The organism is Acinetobacter sp. YH12108 (genome assembly GCF_013419055.1).
GTDB lineage: Bacteria > Pseudomonadota > Gammaproteobacteria > Pseudomonadales > Moraxellaceae > Acinetobacter.
Genome location: NZ_VPAW01000008.1, coordinates 28,380 through 48,932, shown reverse-complemented (window position 1 = coordinate 48,932; position 20,553 = coordinate 28,380). Strand labels below are relative to the sequence as shown.

The following is a 20,553-nucleotide window of genomic DNA, read 5'->3' as shown; positions in this document are numbered from 1 at the left end:
AAAAGAACTACTGCATCTCCACATTTTTTCTGTAATACTTATAGTGTTTTTTCACATAGTTAACGAAATATTTTTAAGGTTGAGTTACATGTTCGTTCGCACAATGCTCGCTGTGAGTCTAGGTTGCATTTTCGCAGGTACTGTTTTCGCTGCGTCTACTGCTGAACAACCATTAAACCCCCAAGTTGTCACTGATGTTGCGGTACAGGATCCGATTGATCCTTTAGCGACTGAAGCTTCGGCAGCACAAGCAGAAACTCGAATTAGTGCTCAAGAACAACAAGATCTGAAGAAAGCTTCTGAAGCATTGGATGTATTACAAGATACTGAAGACCAGACTGCCAATATCGGTGCTGCTCCAACCACGACTAAAGCACCGACAAATTCTGCTGCTGCGAAAGCATCTTGGACTTTAGACGGCCTTAATAATGCAAGCTGGTATGAAGATATTGGTAAAGGCCAATTTCCGGTATATGCACGTGCGCATGTCATGTTGAATAATGCCCATGCTTCTCCAGGTGCGATTGACGGTACTAGCGGTAAAAATACCTTGAAAGCGATCGCATCTTTCCAGCAAATGAATGGTATTAAACCAACCGGTACATTGACTCAGGAAACTTGGGATGCCCTATTGGCTAAACAGGGTTCTAAGCCTGCTTTTGTGGAATACACCATCACTGAAGAAGACCTGAAAGGTCCTTATGCCGAGTCTATTCCTTCTGACTATGCCTTACAGGCAAAAATGAAAGGTCTGTATTACACTCGCGTAACTGAAATGCTGGGTGAAAAATTCCATATGGATGAAGACTTTTTGAAAAAGTTAAATCCAAAAGCTACCTTTAAGAAAGCTGGGGAAAAGCTGATTGTTGCCAATATCCGCAATGAAGTTCCTGAAGATATTCATTTAATTGTGGCGCATAAAGGTGCTAAGCAGCTTTATCTGTTCAATAGCCGCAACCAGATGATCGCTTCTTTCCCTGCAACGATTGGTAGTTCAAGTACTCCATCGCCAACAGGAACTTATAAGGTGACTGGCGTAGCGAAAAACCCATGGTATAGCTACTCGCCATCTAACTTCGTTCAGGGCAATAACAAGAAACCACTTTCTTTACCACCTGGTCCAAACGGTCCTGTAGGTAATATCTGGATCGGTTTAAGCAAAAAATCATTTGGTATTCACGGTACGCCAAATCCATCTGCAATCTCTAAAACTGCGTCACATGGTTGTATCCGTCTGACTAACTGGGATGCGAATGATTTAGGCCGTAAAGTGAAATCAGGCGTAACTGTCCGTTTCCTTGAATAATCTTTATTTAAATACCTAAGCCCGCTTACGAGTGGGCTTTTTTATACCTGCTTTCTCTTATATCGTTGCAAAAATGCAATGATCTGTCGCCTGTTTATAATTTTTTAAGAATTAAAACAACGTTATGATGATCTCAAGTTAAAAATTAAAGTGAGATAAATTCATGAAAGCTTTTCTACATCCAAGTGAAAATCGTGGTCATGTAAAAATGGGCTGGCTGGAGTCTAAACACAGCTTCTCATTTGGCAACTGGTATAATCCGAACTATATGGGCGTGAGTGCATTACGCGTTATTAATGATGATCTGATTGATGCACATCAGGGCTTTGGTACCCATCCGCATGACAATATGGAAATCCTGACCTGTGTATTGAAAGGCACGATTACTCATCAGGACAGTATGGGCAATCATGGCGGTATTGCAGCAGGTGAATGGCAACTGATGAGTGCTGGAACCGGTGTACGTCATAGTGAAATGAACCAGGGCGATGAACAGGTGCATCTCCTGCAAATCTGGATCATTCCGAATGAACATGATGCTCAGCCAAATTATCAGCAAATTCGTCTGGACGCAAAAGAACAACCAAATCAATGGCATTTAATTTGTGGACCAAATGACAATGCACCCATGCACATTCGTCAAAATGCAGAAGTCAAAACCGCAGTGATCCAGCAAGGTCAAAGTCTAGATATTAAGGCAACCCAGCATATCAATTATGTACATGTGATTTCTGGTTCAGTACAAATTTCGGAATATACAGTTGAAGCTGGTGGTGCGATTGCCTTTATGGATGACGCAGAAATTAAAGCAATTGAAGATGCTCAGGTGATCTGGTTTGATTTACCAGAAGCTGCTCATTAAAATTTCTATTTATATTCAGTCTATGCCGACTCATCATTTTGATCAGTCGGCATTTTTATAGAAAACATATAAAAATAAAAGTGATTCACTCCTTACGAGGATGTGAGCTTCAATATCCCACTATACAAATTAAACCAATTCACATCAGTTTTTTACCGAACAACAGTAAATTTTGGGCGAAGATTAATCAGATCCATTTTGATTGAATCAATATAGCGAATGGCTGTTCTGGTCATTATCTTGTATAGATTAAACAGGTGTATGCACCTTTTCATTTATTCTGAATAAACCGAAGAGCACATCTAATGAACCAGATTTTAGAAATCCAAAGCAGCCAGCAACAAGCTCTGCACTTTCTATTAAATTTTTTAAAACAGCAGCAATATCAGTTTACCGCCATTACCCCACTTTCTCATCAACGGATTCTGGATCGCAAAAGAAGCGAAAAAAATAAACAGAAAACCCTACAGGATATCTTTGGCTGGAATCTGGAATTTACAATTACTGATCTTGATCCTGTTCTTTTTTCGTTATTGTTAGAACATCAGCTTCTAGAAGTTGAGGATAATACATATAAAAGTCTGATCAGAGTCGCTTCACTTGAAGACGAATTATTTATTCATTCAGCCTTTCCTACGACCCAACAGGACGCTGTTTTTTTTGGTCCTGATACTTACCGTTTTGCCTATCATTTAAAGCAGTATTTATCTTTACAGGCCAATTCTTTTAAACGGGCGGCTGAAATATGCTGTGGCACTTCTGCTGCTGCAATTCATATAGCTAAACATTTTCCAGATCATGAGGAAATCTTTGTCGCAGATCTGAATCCTAAAGCTCTTCTCTATAGCCAGATTAATATCGATTTTTCAGGTTTTGATACGATTCATCCTGTGCAAAGTAATTTATTTTCTGGTCTTGAAGGTCAGTTTGACCTGATTTTTGCCAATCCTCCTTATTTAATTGATCCAGATCAACGGCAATACCGTCATGGAGGCAATGAACTGGATGGTAATGAATTGTCTTTTAAGATTATTAAACAGGGTTTACAACGACTCAGTCCAGATGGACGTCTATTTTTATATACTGGCGTCACTATTTGTCAGGATGGCAATCGCTTCTTACAGCATCTGGAAGCTTTGATGAAACAGCATCAAAATATTGACTGGTGTTATGAGGAAATTGATCCGGATATTTTCGGTGAGGAGTTAGAGCAACCTGCTTATCAACATGTAGAAAGAATCGCGCTGGCCCTACTTAAGTTCGAAGTCAAAACTGATAGAACATGAAATTTCAGCTGGGATTGAGGCCATCTTTAAACTGCGGCCTAATTAAAACAAATAAAAATTAACTCAACCCGCATCACATTTAAGATTATTTATCATTAAAAATCATATACTTAAATTAAATATTAGTTCTATTTTATCGCCACTTACTTCTATAATTCTCATCTGAGATTTACGACAACTTTAAAAATAATGTCGTCTTTTTGGTTATACCTTGGGGAAAATTGTGGAAAGAAATTATTTGAGGTTGAGAACAGCCTTACTGACCTTATCGCTATCGATGAGTCTGATTGCCTGTGGTGGAGGTGGTAGTAGCGGAACATCTTCTCCTGCAGAAACACCAGATTCTGCTGTTAATCCACCATCAACAACTAATCCATCTGATAACGAGGAATCATCCCCCTCACCTGTAGAAACACCTGATGGCAGTACACCACCTTTAAATCCACAAACGCCAACAACCACCCGGATTAATAAGGCATTGAGCACAGGTGATGCCCGACCTTTGATTCAGCAAGATTCCGCTACATTGCTAGACTGGGCCCTGCAGCTCGCCAAGCAACAACAAACATGACAAAAGGGTTTAATTACCTCACTCTATACCAGTTCGAATGGCAAAGTTTTGCAACCTCAACTGCAATTTACGCCAACTGCTTCGATTAATCTTTATCCTTATGATTTAAGCGCAGCTTTACCAATCGCAGTTTCAGATCAAGCCTGCGGCTGGAATTTAAGTCAGCAGGCGAATAAAGGCTGTGGTTTGGGAGTCGCATCACAAATCGGTAAAGGCCGTGCGCTGGCTTTTGGCCAGAATATGCTTGGAGGGATCTCAGCGAATAGTCCTGACGTGGTAGATTTTGCACCCGTGCTCAACAATGGTTTTCGCTGGCTATTGACGGGGAAAACACAAGCACAGCCTAAACAAGAATTAAAACTTACCGTGAATGGCCTGGCACAAACCAACCTGAGCATGATAGAAAATATTTTGCCCAGCATTTAGGGGTTAAAGTTACCTTTCTACAATGTAATGTACTGGATCAAACCAATACCTGCTGGAAAGATGCTGACCTGATGATTTTAGGCAGTAATATCGGCGCCAATAATTTTGAATCCAGCTTGATTCAGGAATATCTGGAGGCAGGTAAGCCAATATATTTCCAGGCAATGGGTTATAACGTCACTACACCGATGGAAAAAATCTTTTCGGCATTGAAGATTGAGACCAATAATAATTACTGGCGTGGCCAAGATACTTTACTCATGTCTTCAGGACGTTCTATCACAGATCAATGGAATAAAGTGAATGACATTGATAGTACGATCCAAATGCTGGAATATTTCAAGTCACCAAGTGCGGCACATCTAGGTGATTTAAATGCCAATAATCCGTTGATTCAAACCATCAATAAAGCTTCTACCAATCTACAAAATTTAAATGCACAAGGCATTACTGCATTTAGCGCAAAAAATAATAATCAGATTCTAAAAGCCTTGGTGTTATTGGCAGATCTCTGGCGTCCAGGCGTGAATTACAGCGGACTGTCGAAAAATGGCGATGCTCTGACTTTTATGCGTACCTATGCCAGCGACTCCTGGACGGACTATAAACGCAAAACCACATTGGTGAATCCAAATGGTGCCGGCGATTATATGCCAGCCTCTGCACAAAACATGACTGTCAGTGCTCAAGCCGAAACCATTACCGTGACCATTCCGCAAGGCAGCGGAATTACCACAATTAGTCGTGCCAGCATTCCGGGCAAGCCTGTCAGTATTGAGATTGTTGATGCTCAAGGTGCGCAGCTTTCAGTCCAGACCAGCTATTTACGTGCCTGGGGCAATCCCTTTGATGATGGCGGCTATAAACGTCCTCGCCGTCCCAATAGTTTCACCGTAAAATTAGACGCCACTCAAAGCAATGACTTTATTAGCCCGTTCGGTGGACCATTGATGTTGAATTACAGCAATGCCAAAGCAGGCTCGGTGGTGACCTTAAAAATCAAAGGCGCAGCAAAATATGCGCATTATGATTTTACTCAAATGATCACTGAAGCGGATATTAGCGAAGCCACCAGCATCCTGCAAAGTAGAAACTTCGGCTGGAACACTTTTAAATTTGCTGGTGGTGAAATTCAACAGCCCAATGACTATGCTTTAAAAGCCATTGGTGATCGATCGGCACGTACCTATGTGGATCAGATTAAGGGCGTAATCTTTGACAGTAACCACATTGCCAACGGTTATAACAACATGCCGCTGGATAGCAGTACGGCACAGCGTTGTAATGAATTAGGCTGGGATTGTACCGGCACAGTTCATCGTGCCCCGTGTTCAACATTTTGTGGGCTGGATTGCGACCTGTGGCTTCCTGTGCTCAGGAAATCCATCAGATGGGTCAACTGGCATTGATACCGGTTGGGGCTGGGTGCATGAACTGGGACATAATACTGTTCAGGATGTCTTAACCATGGTATTCCCTTCCACTGAAACCGGGAAAACTATTGGTTGCGTAGTGGAATGTAATAACAACATTCTGGCAGGCCTAAGCATGATGCGTAAATATCATCTATATGCTCAGGACAGTAATGCCAGCAATTTCCGTCACCCAACTTTATATGCCAATATCAAGGATACACGAAGTCTTGGTCTGTCAGGTGAGGCACAACGTGCCGCCATGGAAAAACGCTTATGGCAAGATGGCTATCATGTATCGATGCAGGCTTTCCATATCCAGATGGCCATGAACTATACCCGTTTACATCAAGGTAAATCACGACCTGATCTTCAGGGTGTATTTGAGTTCATACGCCTACTGAATACGGCACAACGTTTATATAACCAGATCGATTTAAGTAAAGCTTCTCAAGCAGATAAGAATAAACTGGGACTAGCTGCATTTAATGCGAAAAACATGAGCCGCCCTGACCTGATTTATGTACTCAGTTCAAAAATCATGGGCTATGACCTAAAAGATTTTTATGCACTTTATGGCTTACCTGTAACTGCAACCGCACATGCTTCAGTCGCTATGCTTAATCTGCCTACTGCACCTTTGTATTTCTATGCGCAACCGGACGGTGGTTCAAATCGCCTGGCAACAGGACAATGGCTCACCATTCCAACGCATGGCCCTGTCCCTAATTATCCTTACTAATTGATCGATTAAATATAAAAAAATCCCGGCTTCGGCTGGGATTTTTTATAGCAGGGCATTTTTATGATCAGTGTATGAGCGACTATCAAGAGCTAAATAAATAGCGATTTACTTATTTTTCTTGTCCCGACTGCCTTCAAGGATTTCAATTAAGCTCAGATTGATATTTCTCGCCAGTTTTTTTAATTTCTCTCTCGGTTTTCCTCTGCAAAGAAAGCGGAAACTATAAAGCTCATCTTTATAAGAAATTACATAGAAAAAAGTTCCTACTGGCTTTTCTTTGGTTTCTGTCCCGCCTCTTTTTAAGAGTCCTGTACAGGCAATATAAATATCAGAATAAAACATTTTCTTGGCTTTTCTGACCATTTCCTGTGTGACTTCCATAGATTCCGGCGTATATTGTTTAATAAATTCAGGTTTGATTTTTAAAATATTCTTTTTGACACCCATGTCATAACACACCAGTCCGCCATATAAAATATCACCCGAATATTTATTTTGGGAAAATCGGTAAGCCAGGTAACCTGCTGATGCACTCTCTAGAAAAGTAATACTTAATTTTTTTTTGGCGAGTAATTTTATACATTTATTCATAGAGTAAACTCTTGACTTTATGATCATCTATTGAGTATTAAATATTCAAAAATAAAAGATTAAATACTTAACTTCTGAATGTCCTAGCAAAACCAAAACTGAACTGCCCTTGCTCACCATCTTAAACCTGCTGTATATCCTCAGTCATTTATATGACTTAAGTTCATACCAACGAAACTTATAATAACCTTGACGGGTTTTAACTCTGATTGGCTTTCTGATTTGATGTGTATTAGATTTTTTATAGGTTCATGATAGTTGTATGCCTAAAAGCATAAATAGTAGAAGATATAAAATAGGGATCACTAAAATGATGGCTAAGTCGATTTAAGTGTGAACTAAAAATGCGCTTATTAATTCAGGATTTATTTATAAGATGATGAATAGGTTTAATTAAGAAGTGAATAATTTCAAAGACAAAATCCTGGCAAGATACCAGGATTTTTTATATTCACTTTTGGTCATGTCATATGACCACTAAATAATTTTGAAAATTTTGCCGCTGATGGTGCTTTGAAAAAACATTTCAAAACTTGGGCGAATATTTTCACCTTCAACCGTAATATGTTTAACGTTAGAATCCGATTGGGTATGAACAAAATCAGGGTCAACAGTAGCCTGAATCACGTATTGAACACCGAATTGATCTTTCACATTAATATTTTGCTTAAGCATAAATAAACCTTTAGTAATGATTATAAGAGAGATCGGCTAGAAATTGGTTAGCCAATATATAATTTAAATATTAAATAACTTTATGATTTAATTTAAATAATTGATTTAAAGATGTATAAAATGTACGACCGTCTAGATTCAGGTCAACTTCGATTCCTGATTGAAGCAGTACTCTTTTACCTACTTCAATTTCCTTAAAACCTTGACGTGTATTTTGCATTTTATTCAAGGGAATCAAAGAAACAATAATTTCTGTACCATTTTTAGATTTTGCAATTAATTCATTAATTTTTAACAACTTGTATCCTATTTTTATACTTCTTCCAATCTAGAAAAAGCTTTTTAACTTTTATTTAAAACAATAAAAAAGCACTGATGCGTGCTTTTTTATTCTACAGACTTATAGCGCAGTAATATTTACAGCATTTGGGCCTTTTTGACCTTGAACTACGCTGAATTCAACTTGCTGACCTTCCATTAAGGTTTTAAAACCTGAACTAGCAATTTCACTGAAATGAGCAAAAACATCTGGACCAGATTCTTGTTGAATAAAACCGAAACCTTTAGTTTCGTTGAACCACTTTACAGTACCTTTAACAATATTTGAGTTTGACATAATAAAACCTACTAATTTTTAATAATTTTTAGTCATCTGAATGACCAGTTGTAACTTTGAAAATAATAAAGAATGGAACTTAAAATCTGGATAAAACGAAGGATTATGAATAAAACGACGATACTTAAGGAAGATTTTTTGCAACAAGACTTTTTTCTAGTTAAGGCCAGTATACAGGAAGATTTAAAATAATCAAGTTTTCTTATATATATATATATTTAATTACTTTATAAATATTATTTTATTATTTACAGAATTTTCATTATATTTTATTTAATTTCAACGACTTGATAAAATAAATCCATATTGCTTGAGTGAGTTAAACTTTTGCATTTTAGTGTACTTTCGTTTCCTGCAAACAAAGAAGCAGAGAAATAACAATGTCATCGCTCTGCTTTACTTAATTTTAAACTGCCCTTTCCCTAATAATATTAAAAGGTCACACGCTTATATTCCCGGTATTCCGGTATCCAGAAATTCGCATCTATGGCTTTCTGCAGCACCTCAGAACCAACTTTTGGAGCGACGCCATCCTCAACCGCAGCTTGTGCAACCCTTAGAGCAATAATCTTGGAAATATGCTGAATCTGATCCAGATCTGGCAACAAATTGGCGGTTGGGTCTTGAAGTTTTGGAGAGCATTCTGCTAAGGCATTACTTGATGCCATCAGCATATTATCCGTGACTCGTGTAGCGCCTGAAGCAATCACGCCTAGTCCAATTCCCGGGAAAATATAAGAGTTATTACATTGAGAAATAGTATAAATGTGTTCCTGATAATTAACGGGTGCAAATGGGCTACCTGTAGCAATCAGAGCTTTCCCATTGGTCCATTGAATAATATCGGCTGGAACAGCTTCTACGCGAGAAGTAGGATTCGATAAAGGGAAGATGATCGGATGTTCACAATTTTCAGCCATTGTCGTGATCACTTCTTTACTAAATAATCCCGGCTGTCCAGATACCCCAATCAGTACTGTTGGTTTTGCATACTTGATGACATCCAATAGAGAAATAATCTCTTCGGCATTTCCCCATTCAGCAATATTTTCTGGTTCTTGAGCCAGTTTTCTCTGGAAATTTAATAGATTCGGCTGATTCTGGGTAATAAGACCAAAGCGGTCCACCATAAAGACCCGCTTACGCGCTTCAGCATCAGTCAGGCCTTCTGCCACCATTTTTGCCACAATCTGTTCAGCGATCCCACAACCGGCTGAACCTGCTCCCAGAAAGGCAATGGTCTGATCTTTTAATTGTTTGTTTGACGCATAAGAAGCTGCAATCAGACTTCCTACTGCCACAGCTGCCGTACCCTGAATGTCGTCATTGAAGCAACATACTCGATCTCGATATTTTTCCAGTAAAGGCATGGCATTGTGCTGGGCAAAATCTTCAAATTGAATTAGTGCATCTGGCCATCTTTGCTGAATCGCCTGTATCACCATTTCGACAAATTCATAATACTCATCACCAGTGATACGAGGCTGACGCCATCCCATATAAATCGGATCATTCAACAGCTGCTCGTTGTTCGTGCCTACATCCAAAGTAATTGGCAAGGTATAGGCCGGACTAATGCCTCCGCAGGCCGTATATAAAGCCAGCTTTCCAATCGGAATGCCCATTCCACCAATGCCCTGATCGCCTAAACCGAGGATACGCTCACCATCCGTAATCACGATCACTTTGACATTTCTTCGATTCACGTTATGCAGGATGTGCTCAATATGATCCCGATCCGGATAGGAAATAAAAACCCCGCGATGACGGCGATAAATCTCGGAAAAATGCTGACATGCTTCTCCTACCGTTGGCGTATAGATGATCGGCATCATTTCGCTTAAGTGATTTTCAATCAAATGATAGAAAAGCGTCTCGTTGGTGTCCTGGATGTTACGTAGGTAAATATGCTTATTGATTGCATCATTGAATGAGCAGTATTGCTGATACGAACGCTGACTTTGTTCCTCAATCGATTCGATTACTTGGGGCAAAAGTCCATGTAAATTAAAATGAATACGTTCTTCTACAGAGAAAGCTGAGCCTTTATTCAGCAATGGGAGTTCAAGTAATGCAGTACCTGCGTAGGGAATATAAAGTGGACGTTTAGGGTTCAGAGGTTCAGTTGCCATTTTTAACTCGCACTTTAAAATTCGACATAAATGAAAGCCGAAAAGAACAAAAAATTATCCTACTATCCTAGTCGACTTTCAGCTGTTTCAGTCATTCAGCGAATTAATAATGAAAAATGTTCTATTTAATAAACTGATAACGGCAATGAAATAAGCTTTAAATTTTTATATCCTCTTGTCAGATAAAAATTTGGATCATACTTTTTGAATTTAGGCTTAAGCTAATTGCCTGAGATTAAATTTTAGAAATTAAAGCTATATGCATTCGTTTTTATTCATTTATTTTTTTAATAAGAAAATATTTAGGAAATTAGATCAATTAGCTTGTTATCTATCTGCTTTATCTAAAAAATCAGACAATTTCCCACTCAATAAAACTTAGGCAATAAAAAACCCCGATCAATGATCGGGGTTTTTCGTATCTGGCGGAAGCGGTGAGATTCGAACTCACGGAGGGGTATAAGCCCTCGTCGGTTTTCAAGACCGGTGCATTAAACCGCTCTGCCACGCTTCCATGTGCGCAATAATACGGAGCTTTTAGGCGACTGACAAGTGAAAATTACAGTGAATCTCATCAACTGCATATAGTTTCATCAAATCCTTACAATTTTGCTGCCAATTCTGCCCCTTCACGAATTGCACGCTTGGCATCTAGTTCAGCAGCCAGCTTTGCTCCACCAATAATATGGTAATTCGCTAAAGTCTTTTGATCCTCTGAAGGCATGACATCTTTGACTGACTCCTGACCAGCACAAACGACGACCGTATCTACACGCAGCAACTGATCATGCCCATCCACTTCAATCCACAAACCTTCATCCGTAATCGATTTGTAGTGCACACCGCGTAACATGCGTACGCCATGTTTTTTTAATTGGGCACGATGAACCCAACCCGTGGTTTTACCTAAGCCTGCTCCTAAAGCAGTAGTTTTACGCTGCAACAGATAAATTTCACGTACAGGTGGCTCCACTTCTGCTGGCTGCAGTCCGCCTTCACTTACATAGTTTGCATGCAGATCTACACCCCACTCCCGTTTCCATTCATCTACAGGCTGCGGTTGCGGCTGATGCGGTGGCTTTAATAAAAATTCCGATATGTCAAAACCGATTCCACCGGCACCAATGACCGCGACACGATCTCCTACTGGTGCGCCGCGCAATACTTCAGCGTAAGACAGGACTTGAGGTGCATCACTACCGGTAATTTTTAATTCACGCGGAACAACGCCCGTAGCCACAATAACCTCATCAAAACCTTCGCGTTCCAGTTGTTCCCGATTCACTCGGGTATTTAAACGGACATCTACCCCAGTTTTTTCCAGCTGCACTTTGAAATAGCGAATGGTTTCGTGAAATTCTTCTTTGCCTGGAATCACTTTGGCCAGATTAAATTGTCCACCCACTTCATTAGTGGCTTCAAACAAAGTCACATCATGACCGCGGCTGGCAGCGACTGTAGCTGCGGATAGGCCTGCCACCCCACCACCTACCACGGCGATGCCTTTAGGTTTTTTGGTTTTGACATAAACCAGTTCGGTTTCATAGCCGGCACGTGGATTCACCAGACAGGTAGCGCGCTTATTTTTAAAGGTATGATCCAGACAGGCCTGGTTACAGGCGATACAGGTATTAATTTCATCAACACGATTGGTTGCTGTCTTATTTACCCAGAATGCATCTGCCAACAACGGGCGCGCCATTTGCACCATATCTGCCTGACCCGATGCCAAAATCGCTTCAGCCGTTTCTGGCATATTGATCCGGTTCGATGCAATAACTGGAACAGCAACATGCTTTTTGACTTCTGCAGTGTAATCTACAAATGCAGCACGAGGAACAGAAGTGACAATTGTCGGAATACGCGCTTCATGCCAGCCAATACCGGTATTCAGCAAAGTTATTCCAGCCTTCTCTAATGCTTTAGCGACGGTAATCACTTCCTGCATGGTATTTCCATCGTGTACCAAATCTAGCAAGGACAAGCGGAAACAGATAATAAATTTTTCACCAATTTCAGCACGAATCGCTTTAACAATCTCCACCGCAAAACGCATGCGGTTTTCAGTTTCTCCACCCCAGCGATCAGTACGCTGATTGACATGACGGCTTAAGAACTGGTTAATCAAATACCCTTCAGAGCCCATGATTTCCACGCCGTCATAATCCGCTTTTTTAGCCAGTTTTGCAGTTTTAACATAGTCCTGAATCGTATCCAGAATCTGGCTCTCAGACATCTGACGCGGTTTAAAAGGTGAAATTGGTGATTTAATTGGACTGGCAGATACCACAAAAGGCTGATAGCCATAACGTCCGGCATGCAAAATCTGCAACAGAATCTTGGCCCCATGCTTATGCACGGCATGCGTAACCAGTCGGTGCGGTGCAATATCGCCCAAGGTATTCATGGTTCCACCAGCAGGCAATAACCAGCCTTGACGATTCGGTGAAATCCCGCCAGTAATCAGGAGACCCACACCACCTTTGGCACGTTCACCAAAATAAGCGGCCAGTTTAGGATAATTATAAAAACGATCTTCCAAGCCCGTATGCATTGATCCCATCACCACACGGTTTTTAATCGTGGTGAAACCCAGATGTAATGGTTTTAAAATATTTGCATAGCGCGTCGTTGTCATAAAATATTCCTGATTCTTATTTGGCTAAAAGCTTAAATCTTATCAATGTACTTTAACTGATTTTCAGAGGCTTTTTATGACTATCAGGTCCGCTTTCTCAGGCACAAATACCAATTGTGATATTCATGCCGTACCTGAGTGATGGATTTATTGCTGCCATTGATTTTTACTGGATTTCCATAACGCAATTACGCCGAGTACTGTACCAATAGGAAAACTGAGCAGCATAAGGATCGCCATAATTCTGGACAAGGTGCGTCCTGAACCATTGCCCTGTTTGACCTTGAGACAGGTCTGAATATTCAAAACAATCAGCACAGCCAAAAGCAGCAACACAATACCCAGACTCAACATGGAAATCGTCGACTGCTGATATTCCAGATATAAAAATGCAACCGTACTAAAAACCAGCAAACCGGCATAGATTCCATGCACAATCGATAAGGTTTCATTTTTGGCAGCAGGTTGCAGATTAGGCAAAGGAGGAATATTCGGGCTCATGAGGGCTATCCTGAAGATGTTTTTTCTTAATGATTTTATTGAATCTTCCCAGATTTTCCTATTTTTTAAGCGTTTGTCAAAAATACGGTAATTTTATGATTATTTAAGCCTATTGAATCAAGATTTTGAAACGAGTTTTTCTTTTCTAAAGCAAACCTAAATAAAATAATGATACAATTGACGCAATATGTGTTTTTTCAGGCCACCACTTCTGGCGTGCCTATTTCATATCATTAGGATGAACAATGTCTGATAATGCAACTATCTTGCAGAATGTCCCAGTAGGCAAAAAAGTTGGTATTGCCTTTTCTGGCGGTCTAGATACTTCTGCAGCTCTTTTGTGGATGAAACAAAAAGGCGCTGAACCTTATGCTTATACAGCAAACTTGGGTCAGCCAGACGAAGACGATTACGATGCGATTCCAAAAAAAGCTGAAGCTTATGGCGCAGTAAAAGCACGTTTGATCGACTGCCGTTTACAGCTTGCATTAGAAGGTATTGCTGCAATTCAATGTGGCGCGTTCCACATTTCTACCGGTGGCGTTCCATACTTCAACACGACTCCTCTTGGCCGTGCAGTAACAGGTACCATGCTGGTAACTGCAATGAAAGAAGATGACGTGAACATCTGGGGTGACGGTTCTACTTATAAAGGTAACGACATCGAGCGTTTTTACCGCTACGGTCTGTTGACTAACCCTAACCTGAAAATCTACAAACCTTGGTTAGACCAGACTTTCATTGACGAACTAGGCGGCCGTGCAGAAATGTCACAGTTCCTGATCGACAATGGCTTTGACTACAAAATGTCAAAAGAGAAAGCTTACTCAACTGACTCAAACATGTTGGGAGCGACTCACGAAGCCAAAGATCTTGAATACCTGAATGCCGGTATCAAAATCGTTGATCCAATCATGGGCGTTGCATTCTGGAAAGAAGAAGTTGAAATCAAACCTGAAGAAGTATCGATTACTTTTGAAGAAGGTTTCCCTGTTGCAATCAATGGTCAACGTATCGAAGATCCAGTTGAGTTCATTCTTGAAGCGAACCGTATTGGTGGCCGTCATGGTCTAGGTATGTCGGATCAGATCGAAAACCGTATCATCGAAGCGAAATCTCGTGGTATCTACGAAGCTCCGGGTATGGCCCTTCTTCACATCGCTTATGAACGTCTGGTCACGGGTATTCATAACGAAGATACCATCGAACAATACCGTATCAACGGTCTTCGTTTGGGACGTCTTCTGTACCAAGGTCGCTGGTTCGATTCTCAAGCATTGATGCTTCGTGAAACTGCACAGCGTTGGGTTGCCAAAGCGATCACTGGTACTGTGACTTTAGAACTGCGTCGTGGTAATGACTACACCATCATGAACACTGAATCTCCTAACCTCACTTATGAAGCTGAGCGTTTAACTATGGAGAAAGGTGATTCTATGTTCTCTCCAGCGGATCGTATCGGTCAGTTGACTATGCGTAACCTGGACATCACAGATACACGTGCAAAACTGGGTATCTATACAGATTCTGGCTTACTTGCAGTAGGTACAGGTTCTGCAGTACCTCAATTAAAAGACAAAAACAAATAAGTTTGTTTTAACGTCAAAAAAACCGCTCAATTGAGCGGTTTTTTTATAGATTCGATTTAGGTATTTACACTATTTGGATTTGCAGTGCGGATCGACTGATAATAAATCTGATTCCGTCCTAGCTGTTTGGCCCGATACAACGCCTGATCGGCAATTCCCAATAAGACATCCTTATCAATAAAGTCTTCACCACGATACACAGTGATGCCCAAACTGATGGTGATGTGATCAGCCACACCAGATTTCTCATGCGGAATTTCCAGACGCTCAATCGCATTAAAAATATTAGAAGCCACTGCATAAGCACCATGAGCATCAGTTTCTGGAAGCAGTACCACAAACTCTTCACCACCATAACGGGCCACGAAATCCATATGCCGGATCGCATTTTTAATAGTAAAGGCAATACTGGAAATAACATCGTCCCCTTTTTGATGTCCATAAAAATCGTTATAGTTTTTAAAATGATCCACATCGATAAATAAAATCGCTAAAGCATGCTGATTACGGCGAGAACGTTCAAAAAAGATATCCAGTGTTTCATCGAAAGTTCGACGATTAGAGATTTTGGTCAGCTCATCATGCTGGCTTAAATGCAACAATTCTGTGGTATGAATCCGCTGAATTTTCTCACTGATTCTAGCCCGCATGGTATATAGAAAAATCATGCGCTCACGGGCAAAAAGCATATAACTAATCACACATCCCAATAGGCTACTGCCGATCAGAATCCGCCCCAAGACCAGTGCATTAAAATCGATCGATAACATGGATAACAGCCAGACCGTACAAAGTGCGGCAAACAACCCCGTGATTAACATCTGTAAAGGTTTTACTCCGGTCAGAATATACCCCAGGATGTAGATAATGGTGATGATCGCCATCGACTGATGTTGCAAGCTTACTGTTTGAATGGACATGGTCAGATAGGAGGTCGAGACTATCATCCAGAACATTAGCAGCATGGAAGCCTGCGGAAAAAAGTGTTTGATTTTAGGCAGACAGGAGAAGAAATAAAAAGCAAGTAAAGCGAGACTACCATTGATCAGCCCCAGCATACAGCGCACAAAATCTTGTACGAAATATTGTGAATCGATAATCCAGTAGTCGGTCGGAACCATGACCAGCAGAAAAATAAAATAGGTCAGTACACCTGCCCAGACATATTTTTCGACATGTTTACGTGCTCGCTCCAGGTTTTTGCTCCAGAACTCCTGTTCCAGATTCTGAGGGAAAACCGAGCCTACACGCTGACTTTGCCGTGTGATTAATTCTTCTATTTTTTCTTTTTCATCTTGCAATTTTGCTAGATTGTACTTGTATTCCATTGCCAAGTATTTATGTAATTTTTTTATTAATTTTAAAATATCATACTTTTATAAATTAATTTATAGATATCCCTTATTTTGTATATATTTCTCGTTACCATTTTAGGCATAGATGCATTATCATTTGTTTTATTTCTCCGATTGAATTCGCCTTGAATACGATTACCCTTCTCCAGCCAGACGACTGGCATGCCCACCTGCGTGATGGTCACGCTCTGCAACGCACCGTTCCTGATCTAGCTAAACAGTTTTCCCGCGCCATCTGTATGCCGAACCTTGTTCCACCGGTTAAAACTGTGGAAGAAGCATTAAGCTACCGTGAACATATTATGGCGCATGTTCCTGAAGGTAGCGATTTTGATCCACGCATGGTGCTGTATTTCACAGATAATACCTCTCCAAGTGAAGTCAAAAAGATTAAAGATTCTGAGCATGTCAATGCTATTAAACTTTACCCTGCTGGCGCAACCACCAACTCGGATAGCGGTGTAAGCGACATTCGTAAAGTATATTCAGTCATTGAACAGCTTGAAGAGCATCAGGTGCCTTTATTGCTGCACGGTGAAGTGACGCATAATCATGTCGATATTTTTGACCGTGAAAAACGTTTCCTTGATGAAGTCTTAGCACCATTACTAAAACAGTTCCCGAAACTGAAACTGGTTCTGGAACACATTACTACCAGCGAGGCAGCTAATTTCGTACTGGAACAGGATCGTAATGTGGCTGCGACTATTACCCCACAGCATTTACTGTTTAACCGTAATGATATGCTGGTTGGTGGGATCAAGCCGCACTTCTATTGTCTGCCAATTTTAAAACGTCAGACGCATCAGCAAACGTTGCTTGAAGTGGCAACGAGCGGTAATCCTAAATTTTTCTTAGGCACCGACAGTGCACCGCACTCAAAAAATGCCAAAGAAAATGCGTGTGGCTGCGCAGGATGCTATAGTGCTCCGACTGCAATTGAGTTATATGCTCAGGCCTTTGATCAAGTAGGTAAAATCGACCGCCTAGAAGGTTTTGCCAGCCACTTTGGTGCAGATTTCTACGGCCTCCCACGTAATACCAAAACCATTACGCTGGTCAAAGAAGATCAAGTTATTCCTGAAAGTCTAGACTACTTGGATGGTGAACAAATCGTTCCGCTATATGCAGGAAAAACCATTCAATGGAGAAAAATGTGACAAATGAAACTCTTCCAGTCATTGGTCAGCGTTTCCGTGGATTTTTGCCTGTTGTTGTCGATGTTGAAACAGCAGGCTTTAATGCACAGACTGATGCCTTGTTAGAAATTGCGGCCATTCCTATTGTTTATAATGAAGATGGCCAGTTTGTGCCCGGTGAAGCTTACCACGCACATATCAATCCTTTCGAAGGTGCCAACCTGGATCGCCGCTCTTTGGAATTTATCGGGATTGACCCGTCAAATCCGATGCGGATCGCAATGGCTGAAGATGAAAAAACCGCGTTAAAACGTATTTTTAAATCGGTCAATGAAGTGCGTCGTCAGCAAAATTGTACGCATGCCGTTTTGGTCGGTCACAATGCGCATTTTGATTTGGGCTTTGTACAGGCAGCAATTGCCCGTACCGGAACCAAAAACCAGAATCCGTTTCACAGTTTTTCTGTGTTTGATACCGTGACTTTAAGTGCGGTGATGTTTGGTCAAACGGTTCTGGCTAAATCTTGTATTCAGGCCGGTATTGAGTTTGATGGCAAAGAAGCACACTCTGCGTTATACGATACGCAAAAGACTGCGGAACTGTTTTGCTATATTTTAAACAAACTCGCACCTCACCTGCTTGACACTTTGGTGGCGGATCAATAAGATACCGCCATCTTCTAAACGTCCCTATCGTCTAGAGGCCTAGGACATCGCCCTTTCACGGCGGTAACCGGGGTTCGAATCCCCGTAGGGACGCCATCTTATTTATCCCCTTCTTCTTTCATTTTTTCCAAGAAAACTCTTTTTCTTATTATTGCTTTCAATACTATTGTTATAAATTTCGCATGACTGAGTTTGGTGCCCTTTCTCGTTTGCTTAGGCTATAATCAAGTTGATGTTAGGTTTTGATCAATTTTCCCATGCTAAAGAAAATCCTGCTTGTTTTACTTATTCTGGCACCTTCAGCGCTTTATATTTATGTGATCAGTCGCGATGATAAAACTGCTGAGAACCGAGCAGAAACTACGCCTGCTGAAAAAACACCGACTGAGCAATACCAGACTCCCGATCACTAGTTTTTAAGAGGCTTTGCAAATATTTATTTTTTAAATTAAAAGAAGAACTTTATGAGGAAATTCCAATTTATGTGATATTTCACATAATTAAAACTAAAATACTTTTTTTAAATCTCTCCTTTTAATTGAGCTATGCAATCTCCCTCTCCACCTTCACAGCATTCGTCTGTTGAGGGTCAAACTCCGTCGTTAAAACGTGCCATGGGCACACGTCATCTGATCATGCTTTCCCTTGGTGGCGCTATTGGTACCGGCCTGTTTATGGGTTCCGGTGAAGTGATTTCACAAGCTGGACCTTTGGGCGCAGTACTGGCCTATATTATTGGTGGCTTGATCGCCTATATGGTAATGCTCTGCCTCGGTGAACTGGCCGTACATTTACCCGTGTCTGGTTCCTTTGGTGCCTTTGCAACCCATTATATTGGACCGGGTACAGGCTATATGGTGTCCTGGATGTACTGGCTCGGCTGGTCAGCCACTTTGGGTACCGAATTCACTGCAGCTGCGATTCTAATGCAGGAATGGTTCCCGCAAACTTCGATCTGGTTATGGACATTGACCTTTGCTGCAGGTGTACTGCTCTCCAATTTAAGCTCAACCCGTACTTTTGCCGAATCAGAATTCTGGCTGTCACTGGTTAAAGTTGCGACTGTACTGATTTTTATTATTCTGGGCTTTGGCTGTATCTTTGGCTTTATTCCATTTCAAGGTTATGAATCTGCGCCACTGTTCAATAATTTGACTGAACATGGCTGGCTACCAAATGGTTTGATCCCATTATTCACTACCCTGCTGATCGTGAATTTTGCCTTTAACGGTACCGAGATGATCGGGATCGCTGCCGGTGAAACCGAAAATCCTGAGAAAAATGTACCGAAAGCGATTCATGCTGCGGTATGGCGTCTGATGATTTTCTTTGTTGGCACCATCATTGTGATCAGCTCGTTACTGACTTATACCGATGCAGGTCTACAGGTCGGTGGTCATGGGGGCTTAAGCAGCAGTCCGTTTGTATCCGTGTTTACCCAGATGGGTATTCCTTATGCCGAAGATTTCATTCGTTTCGTAATTATCACTGCGCTGCTCTCTACTGCAAACTCTGGACTCTATGCAGCTTCACGTATGATGTGGGCATTGTCTTCACAAAACCAGTTACCGCGACTATTTGCCAAAGTCAGCAAATCCGGCGTGCCTTATGTAGCAGTTTGGGTCACCATGATTGGCGGCTTGCCTGGTCTGCTCTCTGAACAATTTGGTGCAGATGTCATCTTTAAAAACCTGATGGGCGTGGCCGCTTTTACCATGGTGATTGTCTGGATGAGTATCTGCTGGAGCCAGTTTAATTTCCGTCGCCAATGGCTGAAGTCTGGTCATAGCGTCTCTGAACTAAAATTCCGTACACCTTGGTTCCCCTTAGTTCCCACTCTAGGTTTTGTAACTTGTACTGCAACCGGTCTGAGTATGGCAGCTGACCCTGAAATGCTCTCTGGTTTTATTGGCTGTTTATTGTTTATGGCAGCATGTTATGCAAGTTATTACTGGCTTTATCATCAAAAAGCTTAAATTCTAAACTTTTGAACTGAAATAATTTCTTTAATAAACCCAATTCCGATTGGGTTTATTTTTTCATA

18 protein-coding genes, 2 tRNA genes and 1 pseudogene are annotated in these 20,553 nt (G+C 41.0%); 12 read left to right on the top strand and 9 right to left on the bottom strand.

The window, feature by feature from the left end; all coding sequences use genetic code 11:
- Nucleotides 1–88 precede the first annotated feature (88 nt).
- The 6 genes and pseudogenes from FTU46_RS06785 to FTU46_RS16875 all read left to right on the top strand — a co-directional run bounded on the left by FTU46_RS06785 (nt 89) and on the right by FTU46_RS16875 (nt 6,605).
- Nucleotides 89–1,306 (top strand): L,D-transpeptidase family protein, encoded by a 1,218-nt coding sequence (locus FTU46_RS06785; RefSeq protein WP_180104617.1) that lies wholly within the window; start codon nt 89–91, stop codon nt 1,304–1,306.
- Between the two features lie 163 nt (nt 1,307–1,469).
- Entirely contained in the window at nt 1,470–2,168 is a 699-nt protein-coding gene (locus tag FTU46_RS06780; RefSeq protein ID WP_180104616.1) for a pirin-like bicupin family protein, read from the top strand.
- Between the two features lie 305 nt (nt 2,169–2,473).
- The gene (locus FTU46_RS06775) at nt 2,474–3,454 is read left to right on the top strand and encodes a class I SAM-dependent methyltransferase (protein ID WP_180104615.1); all 981 of its coding nucleotides are present in this window, start codon (nt 2,474–2,476) and stop codon (nt 3,452–3,454) included.
- A 223-nt stretch (nt 3,455–3,677) separates the two neighbouring features.
- Nucleotides 3,678–4,025 (top strand): hypothetical protein, encoded by a 348-nt coding sequence (locus FTU46_RS16695; protein ID WP_257218571.1) that lies wholly within the window; start codon nt 3,678–3,680, stop codon nt 4,023–4,025.
- A gap of 48 nt (nt 4,026–4,073) precedes the next feature.
- Nucleotides 4,074–4,451 carry a hypothetical protein gene (locus tag FTU46_RS16690; protein ID WP_257224609.1) on the top strand — a complete coding sequence of 126 codons (378 nt, stop codon included), beginning with the start codon at nt 4,074–4,076 and terminating at the stop codon, nt 4,449–4,451.
- Nucleotides 4,379–6,605 (top strand): annotated as a pseudogene (locus FTU46_RS16875) (ImpA family metalloprotease). The gene FTU46_RS16690 and the pseudogene FTU46_RS16875 overlap by 73 nt, the downstream one beginning before the upstream one ends.
- Before the next feature lie 108 nt (nt 6,606–6,713).
- Here FTU46_RS16875 and FTU46_RS06765 read toward each other — a convergent pair.
- The 8 genes from FTU46_RS06765 to FTU46_RS06730 form a co-directional block, all read right to left on the bottom strand.
- Nucleotides 6,714–7,199 carry a CinA family protein gene (locus FTU46_RS06765; RefSeq protein WP_180104614.1) on the bottom strand — a complete coding sequence of 162 codons (486 nt, stop codon included), beginning with the start codon at nt 7,197–7,199 and terminating at the stop codon, nt 6,714–6,716.
- Between the two features lie 477 nt (nt 7,200–7,676).
- Nucleotides 7,677–7,874, bottom strand: a complete 198-nt coding sequence (locus tag FTU46_RS06760) for a hypothetical protein (protein ID WP_034706083.1) — start codon at nt 7,872–7,874, stop codon at nt 7,677–7,679.
- 70 nt (nt 7,875–7,944) lie between these two features.
- Nucleotides 7,945–8,172: a hypothetical protein gene (locus FTU46_RS06755; RefSeq protein WP_004782813.1), complete on the bottom strand. Its 228-nt coding sequence runs from the start codon at nt 8,170–8,172 to the stop codon at nt 7,945–7,947.
- A gap of 102 nt (nt 8,173–8,274) precedes the next feature.
- On the bottom strand, nt 8,275–8,490 hold the full coding sequence (locus FTU46_RS06750) for a cold-shock protein (RefSeq protein WP_004782814.1): 216 nt from the start codon (nt 8,488–8,490) through the stop codon (nt 8,275–8,277).
- Between the two features lie 431 nt (nt 8,491–8,921).
- Nucleotides 8,922–10,622 (bottom strand): NAD-dependent malic enzyme, encoded by a 1,701-nt coding sequence (locus FTU46_RS06745; protein WP_034704912.1) that lies wholly within the window; start codon nt 10,620–10,622, stop codon nt 8,922–8,924.
- Nucleotides 10,623–11,045: 423 nt separating this feature from the next.
- Nucleotides 11,046–11,136, bottom strand: a tRNA-Ser gene (locus FTU46_RS06740).
- 87 nt (nt 11,137–11,223) lie between these two features.
- Nucleotides 11,224–13,260, bottom strand: a complete 2,037-nt coding sequence (locus FTU46_RS06735; RefSeq protein WP_180104613.1) for an NADPH-dependent 2,4-dienoyl-CoA reductase — start codon at nt 13,258–13,260, stop codon at nt 11,224–11,226.
- Between the two features lie 147 nt (nt 13,261–13,407).
- Nucleotides 13,408–13,761 carry a hypothetical protein gene (locus tag FTU46_RS06730; protein ID WP_125278928.1) on the bottom strand — a complete coding sequence of 118 codons (354 nt, stop codon included), beginning with the start codon at nt 13,759–13,761 and terminating at the stop codon, nt 13,408–13,410.
- A gap of 245 nt (nt 13,762–14,006) precedes the next feature.
- Between FTU46_RS06730 and argG the strand changes: the two genes are divergently transcribed.
- Nucleotides 14,007–15,350, top strand: coding sequence for an argininosuccinate synthase (gene argG / locus FTU46_RS06725; protein ID WP_005234795.1), 1,344 nt, complete (start codon nt 14,007–14,009; stop codon nt 15,348–15,350).
- 56 nt (nt 15,351–15,406) lie between these two features.
- Here the strand turns inward: argG and FTU46_RS06720 are convergent, their stop codons facing one another.
- Nucleotides 15,407–16,678 carry a GGDEF domain-containing protein gene (locus FTU46_RS06720; protein WP_180104612.1) on the bottom strand — a complete coding sequence of 424 codons (1,272 nt, stop codon included), beginning with the start codon at nt 16,676–16,678 and terminating at the stop codon, nt 15,407–15,409.
- Nucleotides 16,679–16,830: 152 nt separating this feature from the next.
- On the opposite strand from FTU46_RS06720, the gene pyrC reads away from it, so the two are divergent.
- The 5 genes from pyrC to FTU46_RS06695 all read left to right on the top strand — a co-directional run bounded on the left by pyrC (nt 16,831) and on the right by FTU46_RS06695 (nt 20,485).
- Nucleotides 16,831–17,865 carry a dihydroorotase gene (gene pyrC, locus FTU46_RS06715; RefSeq protein ID WP_180104611.1) on the top strand — a complete coding sequence of 345 codons (1,035 nt, stop codon included), beginning with the start codon at nt 16,831–16,833 and terminating at the stop codon, nt 17,863–17,865.
- Nucleotides 17,850–18,509, top strand: coding sequence for a ribonuclease T (rnt, locus tag FTU46_RS06710; RefSeq protein WP_034704922.1), 660 nt, complete (start codon nt 17,850–17,852; stop codon nt 18,507–18,509). Before pyrC ends, rnt begins: the two co-directional genes overlap by 16 nt.
- A gap of 20 nt (nt 18,510–18,529) precedes the next feature.
- Nucleotides 18,530–18,605, top strand: a tRNA-Glu gene (locus FTU46_RS06705).
- 161 nt (nt 18,606–18,766) lie between these two features.
- Nucleotides 18,767–18,922 (top strand): hypothetical protein, encoded by a 156-nt coding sequence (locus FTU46_RS06700; RefSeq protein ID WP_004782839.1) that lies wholly within the window; start codon nt 18,767–18,769, stop codon nt 18,920–18,922.
- A 132-nt stretch (nt 18,923–19,054) separates the two neighbouring features.
- Nucleotides 19,055–20,485, top strand: coding sequence for an amino acid permease (locus tag FTU46_RS06695; protein ID WP_180104610.1), 1,431 nt, complete (start codon nt 19,055–19,057; stop codon nt 20,483–20,485).
- Nucleotides 20,486–20,553 lie beyond the last annotated feature (68 nt).